Genomic DNA, 22024 nt, shown 5'->3' with positions numbered 1-22024 from the left:
AATAAAGCTTGTTCTTCCCTTTTAACACTTTTTTAATTGCTTCTCGGATAATTTGCTCTGTTTGGGTGTCGATGGAAGAAGTTGCTTCTACTCTCCCATATCCAATATTTTCTAAAATGCTTCCACTAAATAGATATGCACACTCTATGTTAATTGTCTTTCAAAGCATTCAATTAACTTTCCTTCCCATCGCCTATTATCATAAAACTTAAAACCCAAGGATGTCCAATAGGCTTTAGCACTACTATTTTTTTGTAATATACCAATTCGAATTTTATCTGTCTTTTGCTGTTTTAGTATTTCCTCAAACAGAACATAGGCCTTTTTCCCATATCCTCTATAATGATCATCTCCATGAATCATCAGTAAACCTATCCACGGATGATTATCTTTAGGATTATTTTTTAAAAAATCAATGATTCCTACATACTTATTTTCTAAAATGATCAGGTAACTATCAGTGGTTTCGTTCAGAAATTCACTCCTTACCTCCTCTATGGTTCTAAGTGGATTTCCATTTTCTAAAATATTATAATCAGAATTCGAATTAACTATTTCTAGTACAAATTCTAGTAATTCTTCTGTAATAGGTTGAAAATTAGTCACATTAACGCCTCCTTTTATCATCCTTACTTATCTATTTAACCATAAAAAAAGGATTATTTACTTCCAATGTTCATTACCTCTCTTGTAAAAAAATAATAACATTCCATGGAGTCATTTTACATCCACTACTTTTTTTGTGGTCCTACTGAAGGGGTGTCCATCATATTGGAGTTGTATTTTAATTTGATTTTATGACTCTAAGCCATAATTCTCTATTTAATGCTTCATAAAAGGAAAGATCTGTAATCTCTTTTAGGTTCACTTCAACTGAATCGAATGATTTTTTGTAGGATATCTGCTTATTATCATAGTCCTTTAAAATCACAGCATTTTCATTTTCTTCATAGGATATACCTTTTTCTCTCAGGAGAGTCGTAAGTATAAGCCCTACCATTTTAGTATCTGTATTCTCTATCATATAAATAGGCTGTTCAAAGTCCGTTATTGGGTTATTCCTTATTCTGAGTCTTTTCAATGAACCTGTATTTTCAATGAGACTAATGGAGCTTATTAAATTATCTGAGATGTTGATTTCTTCTAGATTTCTCAAATTTTGAAAGGCAGATATATCTTCTATTTCATTACTACTTAAGCTTAATGATTTTAATCTGGTTAGGTTAATTAGTGGACTTACATCGGTAATTCTATTATCACTTAATACTAATACTTCCAAACGTGTTAGGGTAGATAGCGGACTTAAATCAGTAATTTCATTACCAAATCCATACAATACTTTTAGATTCTTTAGAGAGATCAGTGGCGATAAGTCCGATATATTGTTCCTAGATATATCTAAAGTATCTATTTTTTCAAGATATGAGATCTCATTAATATCGCCAATTTTATTGGTGGATAAATCCAGCCTTGTTACATTTTTAAAGTTTTTAATACCTGTTATATTCTCTATTCTAGTCGCTCTTAATGATACTTCTTGTAGGTTTGTTAATTCAAACAATGGTGCTACATTTTCTATTTGATTATTTGATAGGTCTATGTATTCAATATTTTGACAGTACTGTATTCCCTCAAGGTCTGTAATTCTTCTATTAGATAGATCTAAATGTCCCTCTAGCCTTTTCAGTTCACTTCTACTCAATTCTTTATCTGCTGTGTGTCCCAGCCTTTCTAAAAGAGCAGTCTTCACTCTAACATCGTTAAAATGTACTGGTTGTATGTACTCTATCCAATAAAAATATCCAATCATACATATAAAAACAAGCCCTACTATCTTCAGTAAATTCTTTTTCATAACACACATCCTCTTATTTAATCATGGTATTATCATGTATATATAAATAATCTTCAACAGATCTAATTATGTCTCGTTTGGATTACGCGCATAACCATCTTTAAAAGTAGATTGTATGTACCTTTGTCTTGCTACTTACATAAGAAGCCCCCTCCTTTAATAACACAATATTACTAGCATGCTATACTTACTCATTTATTGTAAATGAACATCTACCCTATTTTTATCATCAGAAAGTATGAAAAAATGACAATATTAATCCTTTCTTCAAAGCCTTGCTAAAACCCTTTTAAATCAGGGATTATTTTCCTATTACCTTTTCTTGAGATGAAAATTAAGTTGTTTGACATGAATATTCTATATATGAAATTACGATTCTTTCCCGTCACCAGACAGGGCCAATGTAATATTTAAATTTCCATTCCTGCAGCGCAATGCGTCAAGAAATTCTTTTTGATTTGTTTTATGGTCCATTGTTACCATGTAAACCACTTGGTACAGGCTACCTAAATCAATGGTTTTAACTTTTATAAGCTGGTAACTATCTGTAAAACTTTCAAATACCTCATCAAATGCCCCTTCGAAGTCTAAATCTTCAGGAACTGTTATCTTAATCATCTTCTGTGAGAAATTCTGCTCACCAAAGTTGATGAAATTAAGAACTAGCATGAGGAGACAAAGAACGGTTGTAAACAGAACACCATATCCATAGAATCCAACCCCGCAAGCAAGTCCTGCTGCCATTGTGAAAAGAACATAGGCAATATCCTTTGGATCCCCTGGTGCGCTTCTAAACCTAATGATGGAAAATGCCCCTGCCAAGCTAAAGGCCCGTGCCACGTTGCTTCCTATTAAAAGAATGATGATGGCTACCACCACTGATAGAAGTACCAGTGTGAGAGAAAAATTCTGAGAGTAGCTACTCTTCTCGCATGTCCTCCTATAGGTTAAGCTTACCATTCCTCCTAAAACAAAGGACACCATAATGGTTAACATGGCTGTTACTAAAGATATAGTGGTCTGAGCTGTGGTAGTATCGAATATTGTTTCAAACATATTTTTGTTTCTCCCTTCTGTGGTTGATTGCTTAATAGCATCTTTTTATATTCTGCACCATATTTTGAAAAGCTTATTTTGTATATTTTGTTTTCTGAGAGTAGCCGAGACAACCATATGGGAATACTTTTTTCTGCCTTAACCTCCATGAGCCATTGATTTTCTTCCAATAACGACTCCCCATAATCACCACTTTCAAGGGCTAAGTCATATCTTCGTGTTCTTATGTTTGTATCAAAGGTAATTCGTAAGTCTCTGTTTATTTTGCTAAAGAAGGCTTTTCTATCATAAGCCAAGTATAGTTTTGGTTCAAGATCATATACTTTAAACATATACTCCAGTTCATTCATCACCTGTTTATTCATATACTCCTTTCTCTCAGGTTTTATCCCTGTAGTTGCAAAATCATAGGCTTCCTCTAGCTTGATTGTTGTTCTTCTCTTATTTACCAAGCCATAAACCTTCTTTTTTATCTCCAAATACACTTCTTCATCTTCTTTAGGAACGCCATATGCTCTAATTCGAAGTTTTTCCTTGTACTTTGGCTTTGATAATGAAGTTCTTATTAGATGGTCATCCTTCGTATCATAGTATAGATTACATATGGTATACATTTCATTGGTCTTATTGTACTCGTCTATATCCATATAATATAGTAGCTTCTCTTGAAGCTTTTCATAGCTATCCCGATTCATTAAATACTTGTTTTCATGTCTATTGAAAACTTCTTTTGCCATTTCATTGCTCCTTTCTTTATTTGATTATTTTTCACCTTACTTTATTTCATTTTACAAATTTAACCTTAAATAAACCTTAAAAAACAGACAAAGTTAACATTTAACATAGAAAAACCGCCCTACTGACTAGATAATCCTTAGGGCGGTTTATTTACTCCTATATGAAAATTTATCTAATTGTACCTCCTGTAGTAGGTATCTCACCTGCCAATTGTTGCTTGATATTTTCAACCCGTCCTCTTACAAAGTTTATAATAGAAGTTGAATTCCCCATCATACCACCAGGTCCACCTCTCATGTTGTCGCCTGGGCCTCTTTGTGGTCTGTCCTCCATATTCTCACCCATTTCTCCTTGTGGTGGTTCAATTCTATCCCCATTTGCAAATCTTTCTGCCATATCCTGAGGCATCTGCATTTCTTGAGGCATCTGTCTTTCTCCTTGAGCTTCCCACTCTTGAGGTCTTTGCATTTGATTTTCTCGTTCCATCATTGGATTTTCCATAAAATCTATTATTTCTTCATCACTTGTCTCAGAATAGGTTGTGTTTGCTTCAAACTGCTCCATTGTATAGGATTTTGAAGGGTCTACTTCAACATAAGGTCTTATCATATCAGTCAGCTCTGTCACTCTTTCTTCAAAGTTTTCAAGATAAGCAAGACTCTCGTTTATATACTCATAATACCTTTCTTTGTACTCCTCTACTGCTAATAGATTGTTAATGAGTGGATAATTTTCTAAATTTTCTCCCTGTGCAACAGGTTCGTCAATTGGTATGGTTTTCAAATCTCCTCTACTAAAACCTGCAAAGGATAAATCAAAATCCCACGGTAATACTGTGAATTTACTCTCTTGGCCATATAAATAGTAGTTATGAGACCTATTACCATGGTAGCTATCATAATTTCCTAAAACAGTATTGACTGCAAAATATCTTAATGCACTGTCTACCTCCAAGACACTTTCAATTTCACCTTTTTCACCCTCTGGCATTTCATTTAGAACCTTTATAAAGTTTTTAAGATCTGTTTTTGATTCGTAATATCCTGATTTTAAATCTAAAGAATCATAGTTACTATCCTCTACATGCTGAAGTGAACTGCCTTGGCCTGCCTTATATAGACTACCATTGTTATCTTCAAAGTTTCTCTCAATAAAGCTATCATCAATTGCTTCCACCATAAGGTAGAATCCATATAATTCACCATTAATATAGATATTGGCAAAGTTTGTAAGTGGTACATCTGCGCCAAGTTCTCTGAGAAGTTCATAGCTTAGATACTCCCGTAAATTGGAAGGGTCCATCACATTGCTGTTTAAAACAAATTTATCAAGCCCTAAAAGGGTTTGTTCCTCTATATGCCTATCTACCTTTATTTTAAAGCTGTAACGTTCAGACTCACTATTTGCAGTAGTTCTTAAAGTTGAATTGCCCTTGGTTCGAAGTCCCACATCTTCTAAGTTTATACCATCTACTGTTATATTTGCACTTTTGTATTCCTTTGCCATAGGGTCCCCAAGTATGCTCTCCCAATCTTCTTCGGAAATTTCAACATGGATGTCTATTATATTGTCCTTTATAAATAATTCTTCATAATCGATAACTTTTTCCGATCCTGCAGCTAAATCTGTAACGCCTGGCAAGTCATTAGGGTGTCTATTGGTTATATTCTCCCAAATCCCTCGAATCGCTTCATATGCATCTGAGCTTGCATCCACATATAAAGGATTATCTCGCAAATCTAACTCTGCTTCGATTCCTAACTGGGGATTGTCTTGTAAAACCCCTTCCTCCATCAGTTTAGCCAGTACCGTAATATCCTTTATATTGGTGTTACGTACATTTAGTCTAGTAAGTGCTTTAAGATTTTCTAAAAAAGAAACATCGTCCCCTATAGGAACATTTCTCATAATCAAAGTCTCCAGTCTTTGTAAATTTCCAATTACCGCCACATTCGTTATAGGTGTGGAGTGGATATTTAAATACTCTAAATTTATCAAATCTTGTAAAGGAGATAAATCAGTTACCATCGTTTCCCTTATATTCAAAGAGGTTAGATTCTTCAAAGTCCTTAAGGGTTCTAAATCCACAATAAAATTCTCCCTCAAATCTAAGGAAGTCAGATTTATCAATTGTTCGATCCCTTCTAAGGAACTGATTTCTAACCCACCAGCAGATATTTCTTTAATTTCACTTAACTCACTGACCAGTAGATCTCCTTCGGGTTGTTCAAGTTCTTGTCGAATCACTTCTTCTAAAATCACATCGGCGAAATACGCTATGTTTGTCTCGGAACCTTCTGCATATGCTTTTAGATTCATATTGGGTGCAATTGCAAGTATAGCTGCAAGCACAATGGCTATTTTTTTATTCATTCTAAATTCCTCCATTTCTATTTTTAATATCCTTGGTACACATCCCCAACAAAGTACTTAAATATCTCTTTACATACTCTTTTTCTTCTACATGATTTAATCTTTTCTAAGCTTCTTCTTGCTTCTTACTCTTTTGGCTGTCTCATTCCTTCAGCTGGCATTTCCATACCTTCAGGACGCTTCATGTCCTCCGAGAAATTTCTCATACCTTCAGGACGCTGGCCTCCTGGGCCACCCATACCGCCACCAGTTGTCACACCAGATTCATTTACCCAAGTCACACTGTCGGCTGTTTCAAAACTAACGGTTATATCTCCATTGGTTACCACCGTATACTCCTCACCTTTTATCATGTCTGGTGTACTGAACACGATAGATTGAAAGACTTTATCAGGTGCATATGAAATGATGTTGTTTCCAGCTTCATCAAGCACAACCACCTCTGTTCCTGTACTTTGAATTTCAGAATAAGTCATTGCAATAGAGGCTTGTGTTGAAGTTGTAGAAGGTGCTTGAGCCATACTACTACTGCCAGCTCCAACAAGTAACCCACCACTCATTTCAAAACTGATGTCATAATCAATGGCAGCCTCGCGATTATTTGTAGGGCCATCTATATATACCTCTCCGCCAGACATATAGATATAACCATTGGCATCAATGCCATCTCCTTCTGCATTAACCTTGATGATGCCACCGGTAATCACAAGTTTATATTGAACATCTGTATCAGTAACTGCCATATTTGGCATCCTTCTAAATCCCCCTTGACCACCAGCACCTGCCGCATTTATACCGTCATCGCTGGCAACAATATCAATATTTCCACCATGAATATAGATCATAGCACTTTCTATACCTTCATAACTATCTAAAATCTTTATGTCACCACCGTTGATGATGATCATATCGTCTGCATGGATACCATCGTCCCCTGTAGTGATGGTTATGTTGCCGCCCATAATATCAATGGTTCCATTGCTGTGAATCCCATCATCTACGGCATCTATGGTTATCTCTCCACCTAAAATGACAATACTTGTTTCTGCATTCATGCCTTTACCTTGTGACTGGATGTTATAACGTCCGCTTTCAATTACGATGTACCCCTTTTCTTCTTCCTCTCTGGAAGATTTAATCCCATCATCACCGGCATTTATGGTCATGTCTACCTCCTTTAACATGACACTGTCACGCCCAACAATGGCATCATCCACTGCATGAATCACCATGGCTGCAATACTGATTGTCAAATCATCTCTGCTATTAATACCATTATTAATGGTAGCATTAACAGTTAGCATTCCGGCCCCATTGATGATAAGATCATCTTTACTGTAAATCGCCGCGTTGGATACCTCATTTTCCATGTCAATGTCACCAACAACATCACCATAACCGTCGGATATCCAATTTTCTGTCCCATCTAGGGCTGTAATAATGGTTTTATTCGCACTAATAATGTAGATGGCTGCACCTTTTTCATTTGTGATCTCTACATCATCGAGTATGAGCTGAACGTTTTCTGACTTATCCACTTCGACTCTGACTTGTCCATTAGACATTTTTCCACTCAATATATAACTACCACCTTCTGTAATAACCACATCTTCCCCTACTTTTACATCATTCAAGTTTATGATGATTTCATTGCCTTCATCGATACTGGTGGTTGTATCAGTCTTTTTATCAAAATTCAACATCTCATCGGTAATTTTTGATTCCTCGCTTCTATTGGCGCTCGTGATTGTCCCCATCATCGTATTTGTACCTTGGTTTTCTGATTTCTCTGTATCCACATGCCCCGAGGAATCACAAGCTGTCATCATAACCATAGCTGCTGCTAACACAGCAATTAATTTTCTATTCATTTCATCCAACTCCTTTACTTGTATTGTGTACGAAATGATTGTAACAACCCTACCTTAAAGGAACCTTAAGTATCGATAAACAACTTAAGGTTCCTTTAAGGGTTGGTATGCTATAATACTATAAAACAATGAAAACGGAGGGTATGCTATGCGTATATTAATCATAGAAGATGAGATTCCTTTGGCAGAAGCTTTATCACAAATGTTGAAAAAAAATAATTATACCGTGGATCTTCTCCATGATGGAGAATCTGGATTGGATTACGCTTTAAGTGACATTTATGATTTAATCCTCTTAGACATCATGCTTCCTAAAATGGATGGCTTAAGCATACTCAAAGAGATACGACAAGAAGGCATTGCAACACCAGTAATCCTGCTTACAGCTAAAGGAGAAATTACTGACAAAGTGATGGGGTTGGATAGTGGTGCCGATGATTATTTAGCTAAACCTTTTGCTACTGAAGAATTACTGGCAAGAATAAGAGCCATATCAAGGCGTAAGGGAGAAGTCATCCTAGATGGTACGTTAAAATATGGAGATGTTCAATTAAATCCCTCAACCCTAAAACTATCTAAAGAGAGTAAGGAAGTGAAATTGACATTAAAAGAAAGTGATCTTTTAGCGTTTCTTATTTTACGTAATAATTTAGCTTCCTCTAAAGAATTGATTATAGAAAAGATTTGGGGATTTGATTCTGACGTTGAACATAACCATGTTGAGGTTTATATTTCTTTTTTGAGAAAAAAGCTTTTGTTCTTAACTTCAAAGGTAGTGATCAATACCCTCCGTGGTGTAGGCTATATATTGGAGGTGAAAAGTTAAATGTTTAAACAGCTTAGAGATAAGTTTCTTATTCTTAATTTAATTATTATTTCTGTTATGATGCTTATTGCTTTTACCTCAATTTATTTAATAACATACAATAATGTTCATAGAAATATTCAAATGGAGCTTCATCGGATATCAGACTTTAGCCGTAGAGTAAATGAAAGACCAAACCAACCGCCACGTGATTCTGATACTGAAGTGATACCGTCTGAGATGGCTCCGGTACAACGCCCTCGTGAACCTTCTGTTTCTTTTACTCTAGTTACTGATAGTGAAGGTAATCTATTAGAGATCTCATCTATATTTACCATAGAAGACGCGTTTTATGAAAGGGCAAAAAACTCCGCCCTATCCCAAAATACCGATTCAGGAAGTCTAAAACTTGAGGATCAGTATTGGCGATTTGTAATCAAGCCTCATTTTGATGACTACAGAATCGTATTTTTAGACATTACCTCACAGCAAGGTTTTCTTACAAATCTTATTTATACCTTCTTCATGGTTGCATTCATCATGCTAATTGTTATTTTCTTTATAAGCAGATTTTTTGCAAATAAATCTATAAAGCCCATTGAAGAGGCCTTCGATAAACAAAAACAATTTATTGCCGATGCATCCCATGAACTGAAAACACCACTAACCATTATTCACACAAACATTGATGTGCTTTTGTCTAGTGGGGAGGATCAAGTCAACGGTCCATCCAAATGGCTTTATTACATTAAATCCGAAACAGAAAGGATGACAAAGCTAATCAATGATTTGTTGTATTTGACTCAAGTGGACTATTCAGACGTAAAAATGATTGTTACTAGCTTTAATCTAAGTGACGCAGTTGAAAACATTATTTTAACAATGGACGCGGTTATCTATGAGAACAACCTTTCTTTGGATTATATGGTTGAGCCAAATTTAATAAGCCTCGGTAGTCGCGAACAAATCCAACAAGTGGTGATGATACTTCTAGATAATGCGGTAAAATATACAGATAGTAAAGGAATTATTACTATTTCTTTAAAGAAATATCACAGTAGTCTTGTTTTATCTGTAACCAACACCAGTGAAGGCATAACTCAAGAGCACATAGATAGAATATTTCATAGGTTTTATCGTATTGATCAATCTAGGGCAAGAAAAAGCGGAGGCTATGGCCTCGGTTTAGCTATTGCAAAAACAATCATCCAACAACATGGAGGAAAAATCTATGTTAAAAGTATTTTAAATGAGAGTACAACCTTTACGGTTGAACTCCCTAGTATTGGCACCTAATTATACTAAATGCAACATGCACCGTAGCCTCCTGTATTTTGCATATTACAGAGGGCTATTTCTATCCCTAACTGCTGGACAATTCTCAACAATACCAGACGATCACTGTGAATATTAATGAAACCCCAATTCCATGTGTTGGATTTTCATAAGGGATTAAAAAAACAGGGTAAATCACTTTATCAGTGTCTTCCCTGTCTCTTTGCTTTTTTGTATATTCTAATCCTATTTTGAAATTTTATTTTTGATGAAATAATGGGTAACATGTGGATTGCTAGTTTTACGTGACTGGACTTCAAATTGCCTTAAGGACAATAAAAGAGGTGTGAGCTTTGGGTAACCATAGTTCCTTGTATCAAAATCCGGATAACGTTTATTGAGTCTTTTTCCAACTTCACCCAAATAGGCCCAGCCATCCTCATCTGAACTTTCCGTTATAATAATCTTGATCGATCCAATTAGCTCTTTGGTATTTGCCATACCTTCTTTTAAATCCACTTGCTTTTCTGTCTTTCCAGCATTTTTGTAAGAATTTGCAGGAATTGCTGCTAAAACTTCAAGGTATTTAAATTTTTCACAGGCAGCTATAAAAGGCGCAGGGGTTTTCTTTTCTCCCATGCCAATGACATACATACCAGCCTCTCTTAGGCGGGCAGCCAACCTTGTAAAGTCACTATCACTTGAAACGATGCAAAAACCATCTACGTTATTTGAGTAGAGAATGTCCATTGCATCAATAATTAATGCTGCATCCGTGGCATTCTTGCCCGTTGTATAGCTATATTGCTGGATTGGCGTTATAGAGTAATTCAGTAGCACAGATTTCCATGATGACAATTGAGGGTTTGTCCAATCTCCATAAATCCGCTTAAAGGTCGGCGTTCCATGGTTAGAAATTTCATCAAATATAAATTTTATGTATTTTCCTGACACATTATCAGCGTCAATTAAAACTGCAATTTTCTTATCATTTTCCATATGACATCCCCTTAATAACAATTATTGTTCTATCTTTCTTGGTACAATCAAATTTCATGGGAGAAAGCATACTGGCCTTCAGATTCCATGACTTTCTGACCTAGAATGAATTTGCTGTACTGCAAATCATTAGTATAATATAATTTTAATTATTTTACAATACAAGATTACTTCTTATTAATTTCTTTTTATCATATTCTATAGTATCACATCATGAAATAATATTAAATGGTACTATGATTACAAAATGACAGCACCTACCCCTACAGGTAGAGTAAAGCCTATTCCCTCTCGATTGATTCTACACATCTGAGTGCCGTCGCAACAATTGTATTGCCTTCCATCTGTCTTTGTTTTTCAATAAAAGAATTAGAATAATACATAGATCTGCACCTTTTTTCTGATTGTCTTATGGTTGAACAATCAATGTTATGTGATGAAATAAATATTCCTTATCAAAGTATTACACCAGAAGAAATAGAAGACTTTGTTGAAATCAATAAAAAGCCTTCCTTTAATAACCTTCTATTCAACTATATTGATAAAGCTGGAGCTAGTGACTCACATATATCCATGTTAATTTTCTTCATATAGTTTAATCGCATCTTTTGCAATATAATAGTCTAATAATTCCTCTAACATTTCTTCTCTAAAATAATCTCTATTTATTTTTTCTGTAGACTTTCTTGTTGTATTAGCAATAAAAATCACTTGTTTATATGGTTGTCCTACTTTATCTAAATAATAATATCCTGCATGTAATCGCATTTCTTCTATTTCGGGAAAAGTATCTACAATAGTATAAATCAAAAATAGTGTATTCTCCCAAATATATTCAGTTAGTGGCTGTTCTTTATCATCTTCTTTATTTATACTCTCAACGAGGAATTCAACATCTAATTTATTTTTATCTATTTTTACATCTTTCACAATGTCTAAGGATTTGAATTCATCTAACCCATCTAATTTATAACTGGATTTAATGTTTTTATTTTTTTGATTCTTTACTCTTTCCATATCTTGAGCCTCTTGAGGTAATGGAAATTCATTCAGCTTAGCATCTAATTTCATTAAATGTTCTACTGGCTCGTAGAAGTGAATTGGTCCATCAGCTCCACATGCTGTTAAGCTTAAACAGACTAGCAGTATTAGAGTAGTCCGAAGAAAGCTTGTCATTAACATAGCTTTATCCTCCTTATTAAGAAACTAACGCTGCCAGTGATTCTCCTTCTATTTTCCCCACAAATCGGACATCTCTCTCAGCAAAAAGTGTACTCAAATAATCATATTGATCCTTGTTGTATACTTTCACTAATATCATCACTTCTCCATCTACTGGATTGCTCCCTTTAATAGAATCTAGCTTCAATCTTGCCCTTATCCACCCTATTATGTAGCGATCTATTATGTAACCTAATATGCTTCCAATAAAAAAACCTGCTAAGCCAATGGCAATGGGTCCTCCAGGAATAAGAGACCCTCCCCACATCGTTCCAAATAACATCAAAACAGTAGCTCCACACATCGCACCATTAAAATTGCTAATTCCATCGGATTGACGAATACTATCTCCGGTTTTACCCTTATCATTATTTAAACGGTCTAAAAAAATAACCTCGTATTTATTAAATCCAGTGGTTTTCAAAGTGCCTATCAGGAGCTCTAAATTTATAGACTCTTTACAAGTTCCTAAAAGATACATAGGATAATTCCTCCCTTCTCCTATAACATGGAAATGTTTCTTTTTCCCAAAGGTATATCTTTGCTCTTCAACCAATAACTTATTGATTTCAACTGCCCCTACATAACTATCCCAAATGCAGAATCCAATGATACTAGGATAAAATAGTAGCCATTGCCAATCAACTTGATACACAAATATTTCACGTCCATTTATGAACTTAAAAAGCAGATGATTGAACTGAGAGTAGAAATTAATAACCATGACCCACCCAATTAAAATAAAGCCTTTAACATACTGTGCATTATAGATCTGTCCCATCCCACCTACTACGGCTGAACAAAATGCCGAGATCAAAGGAGTACGTTGATTTATGCTGGTTATGCCAAAGCTCGATATTCTAAATCTTTCAAAATATCGTTTTTCTTGCATTTCTTCAAGATCACATAATTGATTTAACTGTATAGATAACATGTACGAATCATAAATTGAGAAAACCCACACTGCCATATAAAACAGTCCCCAACGTATACTAAAAACATTGTTGGCTTTTTCAAAGTCACCTATAAAGGTATAAAAGATAGACAAGTTGATTCTTGCTCTTATGTTAATATATATCTCTGCTGATAAGAATAAAAATCCTTTTAAAAGTGACCCAAGATATAGATGACCGAAACCAGGTAAAGCAGCAGACCACCATGCAGCGGTCCAGGGATTACTTCTATGTAAGTAGTTAATCCCTAAAACATCCATATACATTCTTACTAGGCGAACGTCTTCTTTTTTTACCTTATTTAGCATATTCAACCTTCTTATGTATCGTATTATTTTCTTTATGTTTATTATTGCCAATTTGTGTAAAAAAATATTCAAAATATGAACATTTTTCCCATAGTCTCTTTCACTGTGAAAATACAATATAGTATGGAGCCAGGCTATTTCAGTTGTTTTAACCAGTCAGCTTATGATAAAGACTTACAGAGAGAAAAAAATGATCAATATAAGTTAACAGTAGATCTAGAGAACACAAGTATCGTGATAGCAGCCCTTCTTGATATATTGCAACTTTTATATTATTATGGTTTTGCACTTTTAGGATAATTACCAGAAACTGACGTAATCATTTTCTAAGTTCAGTGATCTGAGTTTACCTATAACTAACTACCTCAACACCTTCACTTTCAACGATTTCATATAACTTTCTTAGGTGTTCCTGTGATGGTGTTTTAAAGTGTCTTGATGGTTTTTCTAAACTAAGAGCCTCATATTTGCTATCTCCAAATGAATGAAATGGCAATAACTCTAATTTGGGCATATCTATATTAGATTTAACAAATTTAGCAGTTCTTCTAATATTCTCGACATCAGAATTCACTCCGTCAATGACTGGTATGCGAACTACCACAGCTACTTTCAATTCATTAAGCCTTAATATGTTATTTAATATCTTTGTGTTTCTTAGTCCTGTATAAAATCTATGTTTTTTGTCATCCATATGTTTTATGTCTATAAATATTAAATTTAGTTTTTCTAATATGTCTTTCATATCATCAAAATTAAAATACCCAGAAGTCTCAATGGCCAAGTCTATCGCTTTATCATAAAGTTTGCATACAAGATCTCTCAGTATATCCGCTTGCAGAGCTGCTTCACCTCCTGAAAATGTAACACCGCCACCTGAATACCTATAAAAAATTTCTTGTTTTTCTATCATTTTTAATATTTGTTCGGTGTTATAATAATAAATTAAATTTTTTCTACTATTCGTTGGACATAGCTTTACACAAATGCCGCAGGACTTGCATCTTATTCTTTCAAGTGGGCTGTTTAGATCCATGCCTACTTTATATGGACATACTTGAATACATCTTTCACATTTCATGCATATTTTTTTATAGTATGCTACTTTGTTAGAACTTGTATAACCTTCTGGATTAGAGCACCATTGACATTTGAGGGGACAGCCAGCAAAGAAAATAACTGTTCTGATTCCATTTCCGTCATTAACAGAAAAATTCTGTAGTTCCATGAAGTATCCACTTACGTTACTCATATCAATTCCTCCTGGCTCAAATTTGCCTATGAGAATAAAGACACAGCTTAATCAAGCTATGTCTTTATTCTCATTTTAATAATTTTCATGAGCTGTTCTTGCAATGATCGCTTCTTGCATTGATTTAGATAAATTTACAAATTGTGTACTGTATCCGGCAACTCTAACTAATAAATCTTTGTAGTCTTGAGGATTGTTTTGAGCTTTACGTAATGTATCAGTTGATATTGTATTAAACTGAACATGGAACGCACCTAGTGCAAAGAAAGATTGAATCATGAAACCTAAATTGCTCTGCCCTCTTTTTGTATTGACTAAATCTTCATTTAACCTTAGATTTAATAATGTACCACCTGAATGTACATCCTGATTAAGTTTTGCTGCTGAACGCATGGCTTCTAGGGGAGTAGAAGTGTCCGACCCAGCAAAGGGTGATACACCTTCTGATAAGGGTTCTTTGGCTTTTCTTCCACATGGTGTGGCACCAACAACTTTCCCGGTTGGTAAATAATTGGAAATCCCCATGAAAGCAGTGTTGAAATTGTTCCCGTTAATGTCTTTATATTTGTGTCCTTGTTTATAATAATAATTTGCTATTTTAATGGCAATGTCATCTACATAGTCAACATTATTTCCATACTTGGGAACGGAAACAGCTAATTGTCTTAGTTTTTCATAGCCTTCCCAATTAGCGTCAAGTGCCTTTATCAATGTTTCCATTGTTGTCATTTTATCTTCAAAAACAAGTTTTTTGATTACAGCCAGAGAGTTAGATGTCACAGCGAGGCCTATTCCAGTAAGCACCGGCCCAAGATTGTATTTTGCACCAGCATCAACTAAATCTTTTCCTTTGATCATGCATTCTTCGATACAAGAAGATAAGAATGGTCTTGGAACCATTTCCTTATGCAATTTTTGTGCTAATAAAGTAGCTATGATTGAGTGTTCTATTAAATTATCAAATTGTTTGTAAAAGGCTTTTTCAACTTCTTCATAGGATTGAAAAGTAGTTGGTTTGTCTTCGTCCATGCCTATTTTCTCACCAGTAATTCTACTTTCCCCTTGGTTTAATGCAAACTCTAAAGCTGCAGTAAAGTTGATGTTTACTGCTGAGGTCCATTCACCCGTCTTACGGAAATGTGGCACTACACAACCACAATTATTCCAATCTCTTGCATCTTCCGGTTCATACCCTGCATTTATAAGCATTTGATAACCTGCAGTATCATTATGGATTGCCGGGAATCCAGTACCTTTACTGACTAGATGCGTAACCGCATCTAAAAAGCTCCTTGGGCTATCTTGATGTACCCTAACACTTAGCCCTGGTTGGTGCGTTTTTACTCTTTCAGTAGCTTTCAAACACATATATGAGAGATCATTGGTAGCATCCTTTCCCTCTCTAGTTTTACCACCAACTGTCAGATTTTGAAATTGATTGTATCCAGCAAAAAACTCAGCAGTATTTGCAGAAATTGTCCAAACCCACTCAGATAATTTTATCCAAAGTGCTTCAATCAGTTCTTGAGCTTCATCCTTTGTAATGATTCCTTTGTCCACATCAGATTTGTAGTAGGGATACATAAATTGGTCAAACCTTCCAATATTAAGGGCCAGTGGGTTTTCAGATATGATTCCACCCACTTGTGTGAACCAAACAAATTGAATCGCTTCATAAAAAGTATCGGGAGGATTTTCAGGTATCCTACCACAAATATCAGCAATTTTTAACAGTTCACCTTTTCTTATGGGATTATTTTCTATGTCCGCCATTTCTGTAGCTTTTTGACCATACCTGTTTGCAAGTGTAATCATTCCTTCAGAGGTAATGATAATTGAATTATAGAAATCTTTCTTTTTCATATCTTCTGCTGAAGTCAGAGAAAGTTTGATAATATGTTCTTTTGCCTCTTTAATAATTCCCCCAAAACCTTTTTTGAATAAAACATCTTGATAATCAGGTGTCATTTCACCAACAGCTTGCCTCCACTTCGAATCATTATCAACTATCCCAGTATCAACAGCAACTTTTGCAGTCTTTTCAGGTAATTGCGCTAAAAATGCTTCTTCTAAAGATTTTCCTTTCCAGTATGGGAATATTTTTTTTCTAACAAATGTTCTTTGTTCATCTGTCATCACATATGGATCTTGAACCCTTTCATCGAAATTGTCCATTTCCCTGTCGACCCAGGTCCATGAAAACTCAGGAGTTAAGATGCCACATTTCCTAAATTCTCCGATGGAACCAACAATAAGTTCTTCTCCAAAAATAGTAACATTAATCTGTTCACAGGTATCTCTGAATGCCTTAGCTCTTCTGATAACAACTGATTCACCTTCTGTTTTCTTATGTGACTCTGTCCAAATTCTTGCTCTTTCGTAGGAAATGGCTGGCTTTGCATTGATATAATTCTGCCTTGAGGATTCAATTCTTTCTGTAATCATAGTTGTCTCCTCTCATTTTCACATTTTATGTGTAATCACATATAAAATGTGTTATTGCGTGTTTATTTTGTAAAATTAATCCAAATACCTTTTTACCAATACGCTGGATTAGCTCTAATATTTAACTATGTTTTGAAATATCATTTCGATATCATATGGATTGCTATAAGTATGATTCTTATTTGATTTAAATCTTAATGCTGATGGGGCCGTGAGTTCAAATCTTTGGTCTTCTACTGTTAATTCTAAAGTCCCCTCTGTGACTACTATGTGTTCTTCTGTTGGATTATGATGAGGGGTAGAAACATGCTTGGCACCAGGAATCAATTTAATATGAAAATATTCAAATCCTGACTTTGGATTGAATGGAAATACATCGTACAATATCTTTTTCCCATTTGATTCGTATATGGATTCTATTTTATCTATCGATACCACTTCATAGCTATTGATTTCACTCCCTAACAACAAAATAACAATTAGCAAGACTTTGATTATGGTTTTATTCATGATCACTTCTCCTTAGTTTAAGCAGCTACACCCGTTATCCTTTGGAAGTTAATTGCCCCTCGTAGAATTCTATAGGATTTGGGTTCTTATTCACCTCACTATATAGAGGCGATTTCCATCCTAAATGTTCCCAAATTTAGCGAAGTTTTTATTGTCCTTTAAATATCAGGATTACAAAGCCCTTTAACTTCCTACCTTTGAATTCAACAATAAGTACATTGCTTTAAGCCATGTGCTTATTCTATAAAAAAACATTTTCATTAATTCATCTTTACTAGTCATAACTAGTTCATTACTATTGGAGATATAAATAAGCTCTCCACTCAAAACTTCCTCATTAAATTTTAATTATGTTACTACCATATTGTACCATAATTCATAATATAGAATAATCTATAGTGGGAGGTGAGCCACTATGCCTTGGCAAATGACTATGCAGTATTTAATAAACCAACCCGTAGGCGTCTCTTTAACTGACGGAACAGGTGTTTCAGGTATACTTTGTAGTATAACTCATCAAGAAATATACTTGCTGGAGTATTTATATCATACTCAGTTTGCATTAAGACACTACCCCTTAAACCAAGTCCGAGATGTACTTCCATTCCCAGCATGTAATGGTCCGACTCCACCACTCTATTAGCTTAATTGAATATGTAATTAGGTAGAAGGTGTGTCTTAGAACACTCCTTCTTTATTGATTAATCCCTTTGAATACTTTAGTGCCAAGATGGGGTGAAAATCAAATAAAGACACAGAAAGTTGCCGGTGGGCAAGGATCTGTGTCTACAATATTCTAACTCATTTATCTTTTTTATGTGTTTGTAAAGATTCTTCGACCTATAAATTATATATTCACTGTACCTTCAAAGGATAAATCTTATCTTTTTGATTCTTGGCTTTCTTGGCTTCTTATTGACGAGTTGTTTTTAAGGCTTTACTCCATGATATTAATTGATCAAACAAATCTTGAGCAGAATTTTCGTGGCGTGCATCTGGAGTAAATTCACTCATATTTACAAAATCAGTGAAAAGAGAGAACATAATCTGTGCACGCACTGTAGCTACTTTTAATTCTGCAAATATTTGTCTTAAATGTTCAACTGCGCGAGATCCACCTGCAGAACCATAACTTACAAAACCTGCAGCTTTGTCACCCCATTCTACATTCAAGTAATCGATAGCATTCTTAAGTGCTCCAGAAGTACTATGATTATATTCTGGTGTTACTACTATATATCCATCAAATTCCTTTATTTTTTCAGACCATTTTTTTGTGTGATCCTTTGAGTATTGTTGCATCATTGCTGGATATGCTTCATCCAATAAAGGTAAATTATAATCTGCAATATCTACGATTTCAAATTCTGCATCAGTACGCTTTTTAGATTGTTCTAATACCCATTTTGCAACTGCCTCTCCATTTCTACCTGGTCTAGTGCTACCTAATATTATTCCTATTTTTGTCATTGTAAAACCTCCATTTTTATATAATATATTTTAATTTTATATTGATCTAATAATAAATTTATACCCTGATCATATATTTATAAACATAACCTGCCACAAAATACCACAGGAATGCCACAAATCACAGGGACGTTTTTACATTCTGGAAAGGCAATCTTGCTTTTTCTATGAATACCTTATAATATACCCTATGCAGAAAGCATCTTTTCACAAATTATATCGAAGAATCTCAGAGCATTATCCCTGCAACACATAGCACTCATAGGTGTAGAAGGCTACTAGTGAATATTTTAAGCCAGTCCCCTTTGGCTAATTCAATTCTTTAATCTATCTATATCTGTTTCTAAAATATTTATCTATTTATTTCCAAATATATCACTCTATTTCTAAATATTCTTTAACTCCATCACTTATAGATTCTGCAATTAAATTCTGTAACTCATCATTAAACATTAGCTGTTCTTCTTGAGGATTGGTTAGATATCCGATCTCCAATAAAACCGATGGCATATTTGGATCCCTCACTGCAAATAGCTCTTCCCTCTTAACCCCTCGATCCTTAAAACCCGTTGAACTAACTACATTTTTATGCATCACTTCTGCAAAGGATTTAAACTTTTCATGATAGTAATATGATTCTGTACCAGATATATCTGAAGAATCATATGTGTTTCCATGAATTGATATATATAAATCTGCATCCAATTCATTTGCAAATTTCGTCCTATAGTTATCTAAAGTGGAAATAAAAATATCATCTTCTCTGGTCATATAAACCCCTATACTTTCTTCTTTTTCCAAGATTGCATTTACTTTCTTTGACAAACTCAAATTGAAGTCCTTTTCATATAAACCACTTGCTCCTATTGCCCCCACATCTTTTCCACCATGTCCTGGATCGATTACTACTATAAATTTCTCTTTTGTTGTACCATAAGCATTATTACTATAAGCTTGTTTAATATTATTCCATATTAAAACTGTTAATATCAGTAAAATGATAATTCCAATAAATCTTAATCTTTTTTTCACTCTTTTGTTCATACTTTTACCTCCTTGTTATAGTTCATCCTAACATAATAAAACATTATCAGTTTCTATTTAACTAATCATAAATGTTATCTTAAGTGCACGCTGACTCCGGCTACAGCTATTACGGATTTATATATGCTCTATTTACAATAATTTCATAAAATTTTATTGAAGCCTTCATAAATCTCAACCCAAAAGTTTCGAAAAGGAAACTGATCTAAAAAATAGGATTCAACTCTAGTCACATAACTGCCATTTAATACATTTTCAATATTAAAATCAGGCCATTGCGCTAAATAGCGTCCTTCCTCTATGGAAAAGGTTTTATCTGGTAAGACCAGATGTAATATAAACATAGCAAGTATAAATAAAAACGGAAGCATGCACACCATATTCTGTATAAAAATACAGTTTTTTTTGTTGTTTATTCGCATATCAATCCTCCAAGTTAAAATCTAAAATATATAAATGGGTTGAAGGTTGAGCCAACCATATAGGCCGTTGACATCAATATTAATCCACAATAGTACAGGTTTACTGCTACTCTGTAAAAACTACTGTGGGTTTTTTCAAATAATAATACCAGTTTCTTCGGCCAAGGTGTAGTGGCAATGATACAAACAATATAAAGAAAAGCATAAGCCTTTAGCTTCACAATTCCTTGATTATCGATAAACTCATTGCCACCTATTCCAAACATGAGCCGTAGAAAATTCAACACATCATTCAAGTTGGTAAATTCAAAAAACACCCAGCCTATAACAACAAACAGCAATAAATATACATGACGGACAGCCTTTGGCCATCCTGTCATGCTTTTTTGTAAAAACAATTTTTCTATTAATAATAAAGTTCCAAAATAAAGCCCCCATAAAACAAAATTCCAGCTTGCACCATGCCAAAGCCCTGTAATGAACCATACGATGAATAAATTCCGTATCATTTTCTTCTTACCAACACGGCTCCCGTCAAGAGGAATATATACATATTCTCTAAACCATGATCCCAGAGAGATATGCCACCTCCGCCAAAATTCTGTGATACTTTGTGAAATATATGGATACTGAAAGTTTTCCTTGAAACGGAATCCAAACATTTTTCCCAATCCGATAGCCATATCTGAATACCCGCTAAAATCAAAATAAATCTGCAATGTAAAGGCAATGATCCCGGCCCATGCCATGAACACAGAAATTTCTATACTGGGCATGGCTTTTACTTCAGACCATAGGAGGCCTATATTATTAGCAAGAAGTACTTTTTTTGCTAAACCACACAGGAAACGCTGCATCCCAGAGTAAAATTTGTTAAATGTCATACGCCTGTCAGTTAACTGTGATTCAATGTCTACATAGTTCACAATAGGCCCTGCTACTAATTGCGGAAACATAGTTATATAAACAGCACAAAGAATCAGGCTTTTCTGTGGCTTTATTTTTTCCCTGTATACATCAATTACATAAGATAGTATCTGAAAGGTGTAGAAGGAAATTCCTATGGGAAGTGCTGGTGTTGATACATTTAAATTCCAACCACCAATAGATGATATTGTACTTATAATCATGCCAAAGTATTTAAAATAAGCAAGACAGCCCAAATTTAACACCAAGCTTATTATTAAATAAAGCTTCTTTTTTTGCCTACTGACATCACCTTCTCCTATGAGCCTGCCTATACAGTAATTCATCAATATTGAGCTGCACATCAATACAACATAAACAGGTTCTCCCCATGCATAGAAGAACAAACTTGCAGTAAGCAAGACAATATTCTTGAAATTCTTTCCTAAGGAATAATATAAAACTACTGTGACTGGTAAAAAAGCAAATGTAAACAATAGACTACTGAAAACCATATGACC

Annotated in this window: 20 protein-coding genes; 4 read left to right on the top strand and 16 right to left on the bottom strand. The window is 34.5% G+C overall.

The window, feature by feature from the left end:
- Nucleotides 1–144: 144 nt before the first annotated feature.
- The 6 genes from AMET_RS25030 to AMET_RS09850 all read right to left on the bottom strand — a co-directional run bounded on the left by AMET_RS25030 (nt 145) and on the right by AMET_RS09850 (nt 7893).
- A complete protein-coding gene (locus AMET_RS25030; protein ID WP_012063142.1) occupies nt 145–606 on the bottom strand; it encodes a GNAT family N-acetyltransferase in 462 nt (153 codons plus the stop codon).
- Between the two features lie 178 nt (nt 607–784).
- Nucleotides 785–1855, bottom strand: a complete 1071-nt coding sequence (locus AMET_RS24305; RefSeq protein ID WP_012063141.1) for a leucine-rich repeat domain-containing protein — start codon at nt 1853–1855, stop codon at nt 785–787.
- 369 nt (nt 1856–2224) lie between these two features.
- Nucleotides 2225–2911 carry a DUF4956 domain-containing protein gene (locus tag AMET_RS09865; protein WP_012063140.1) on the bottom strand — a complete coding sequence of 229 codons (687 nt, stop codon included), beginning with the start codon at nt 2909–2911 and terminating at the stop codon, nt 2225–2227.
- The gene (locus AMET_RS09860) at nt 2860–3648 is read right to left on the bottom strand and encodes a polyphosphate polymerase domain-containing protein (RefSeq protein WP_012063139.1); all 789 of its coding nucleotides are present in this window, start codon (nt 3646–3648) and stop codon (nt 2860–2862) included. The genes AMET_RS09865 and AMET_RS09860 overlap by 52 nt, the downstream gene beginning before the upstream one ends.
- A 169-nt stretch (nt 3649–3817) precedes the next feature.
- Nucleotides 3818–6022: a CotH kinase family protein gene (locus tag AMET_RS24300; RefSeq protein ID WP_012063138.1), complete on the bottom strand. Its 2205-nt coding sequence runs from the start codon at nt 6020–6022 to the stop codon at nt 3818–3820.
- A gap of 125 nt (nt 6023–6147) precedes the next feature.
- Nucleotides 6148–7893, bottom strand: coding sequence for a carbohydrate-binding domain-containing protein (locus tag AMET_RS09850; protein WP_012063137.1), 1746 nt, complete (start codon nt 7891–7893; stop codon nt 6148–6150).
- Nucleotides 7894–8041: 148 nt separating this feature from the next.
- Between AMET_RS09850 and AMET_RS09845 the strand changes: the two genes are divergently transcribed.
- Both AMET_RS09845 and AMET_RS09840 read left to right on the top strand, forming a co-directional pair.
- Entirely contained in the window at nt 8042–8719 is a 678-nt protein-coding gene (locus AMET_RS09845; protein ID WP_012063136.1) for a response regulator transcription factor, read from the top strand.
- A complete protein-coding gene (locus AMET_RS09840; protein WP_012063135.1) occupies nt 8720–9994 on the top strand; it encodes a sensor histidine kinase in 1275 nt (424 codons plus the stop codon).
- Between the two features lie 225 nt (nt 9995–10219).
- On the opposite strand, the gene AMET_RS09835 is transcribed toward AMET_RS09840, so the two are convergent.
- Entirely contained in the window at nt 10220–10972 is a 753-nt protein-coding gene (locus tag AMET_RS09835; RefSeq protein ID WP_012063134.1) for an NYN domain-containing protein, read from the bottom strand.
- 411 nt (nt 10973–11383) lie between these two features.
- Between AMET_RS09835 and AMET_RS25755 the strand changes: the two genes are divergently transcribed.
- Nucleotides 11384–11566, top strand: a complete 183-nt coding sequence (locus AMET_RS25755; protein ID WP_012063133.1) for a hypothetical protein — start codon at nt 11384–11386, stop codon at nt 11564–11566.
- Here AMET_RS25755 and AMET_RS09830 read toward each other — a convergent pair.
- From AMET_RS09830 to AMET_RS09810, 5 genes are all read right to left on the bottom strand, one after another.
- Entirely contained in the window at nt 11549–12154 is a 606-nt protein-coding gene (locus AMET_RS09830; RefSeq protein WP_012063132.1) for a hypothetical protein, read from the bottom strand. The two genes, AMET_RS25755 and AMET_RS09830, sit on opposite strands and share 18 nt — an antisense overlap.
- Before the next feature lie 16 nt (nt 12155–12170).
- The gene (locus AMET_RS24295; protein ID WP_012063131.1) at nt 12171–13454 is read right to left on the bottom strand and encodes a hypothetical protein; all 1284 of its coding nucleotides are present in this window, start codon (nt 13452–13454) and stop codon (nt 12171–12173) included.
- A gap of 346 nt (nt 13455–13800) precedes the next feature.
- Nucleotides 13801–14706 (bottom strand): glycyl-radical enzyme activating protein, encoded by a 906-nt coding sequence (locus tag AMET_RS09820; protein ID WP_012063130.1) that lies wholly within the window; start codon nt 14704–14706, stop codon nt 13801–13803.
- 75 nt (nt 14707–14781) lie between these two features.
- Nucleotides 14782–17151: a glycyl radical protein gene (locus AMET_RS09815; RefSeq protein WP_012063129.1), complete on the bottom strand. Its 2370-nt coding sequence runs from the start codon at nt 17149–17151 to the stop codon at nt 14782–14784.
- 114 nt (nt 17152–17265) lie between these two features.
- Complete coding sequence (locus AMET_RS09810; RefSeq protein WP_012063128.1) at nt 17266–17661, bottom strand: cupin domain-containing protein; 396 nt, start codon at nt 17659–17661, stop codon at nt 17266–17268.
- Between the two features lie 415 nt (nt 17662–18076).
- On the opposite strand from AMET_RS09810, the gene AMET_RS09805 reads away from it, so the two are divergent.
- Nucleotides 18077–18304 (top strand): hypothetical protein, encoded by a 228-nt coding sequence (locus AMET_RS09805; RefSeq protein ID WP_012063127.1) that lies wholly within the window; start codon nt 18077–18079, stop codon nt 18302–18304.
- A 269-nt stretch (nt 18305–18573) separates the two neighbouring features.
- Here AMET_RS09805 and AMET_RS09800 read toward each other — a convergent pair whose 3' ends face one another.
- The 4 genes from AMET_RS09800 to AMET_RS09785 form a co-directional block, all read right to left on the bottom strand.
- The gene (locus tag AMET_RS09800) at nt 18574–19131 is read right to left on the bottom strand and encodes an NADPH-dependent FMN reductase (RefSeq protein ID WP_012063126.1); all 558 of its coding nucleotides are present in this window, start codon (nt 19129–19131) and stop codon (nt 18574–18576) included.
- 375 nt (nt 19132–19506) lie between these two features.
- Nucleotides 19507–20175, bottom strand: coding sequence for an N-acetylmuramoyl-L-alanine amidase family protein (locus AMET_RS09795; protein ID WP_012063125.1), 669 nt, complete (start codon nt 20173–20175; stop codon nt 19507–19509).
- A 143-nt stretch (nt 20176–20318) separates the two neighbouring features.
- Nucleotides 20319–20597, bottom strand: a complete 279-nt coding sequence (locus AMET_RS09790) for a DHHW family protein (RefSeq protein ID WP_012063124.1) — start codon at nt 20595–20597, stop codon at nt 20319–20321.
- Between the two features lie 14 nt (nt 20598–20611).
- Complete coding sequence (locus AMET_RS09785; RefSeq protein WP_012063123.1) at nt 20612–22018, bottom strand: MBOAT family O-acyltransferase; 1407 nt, start codon at nt 22016–22018, stop codon at nt 20612–20614.
- Nucleotides 22019–22024 lie beyond the last annotated feature (6 nt).

This window comes from Alkaliphilus metalliredigens QYMF, from assembly GCF_000016985.1.
GTDB lineage: Bacteria > Bacillota > Clostridia > Peptostreptococcales > Natronincolaceae > Alkaliphilus_A > Alkaliphilus_A metalliredigens.
The sequence above is the reverse complement of the archived record's forward strand: the minus strand, read 5'-3'. Positions and strand labels throughout refer to the sequence as shown.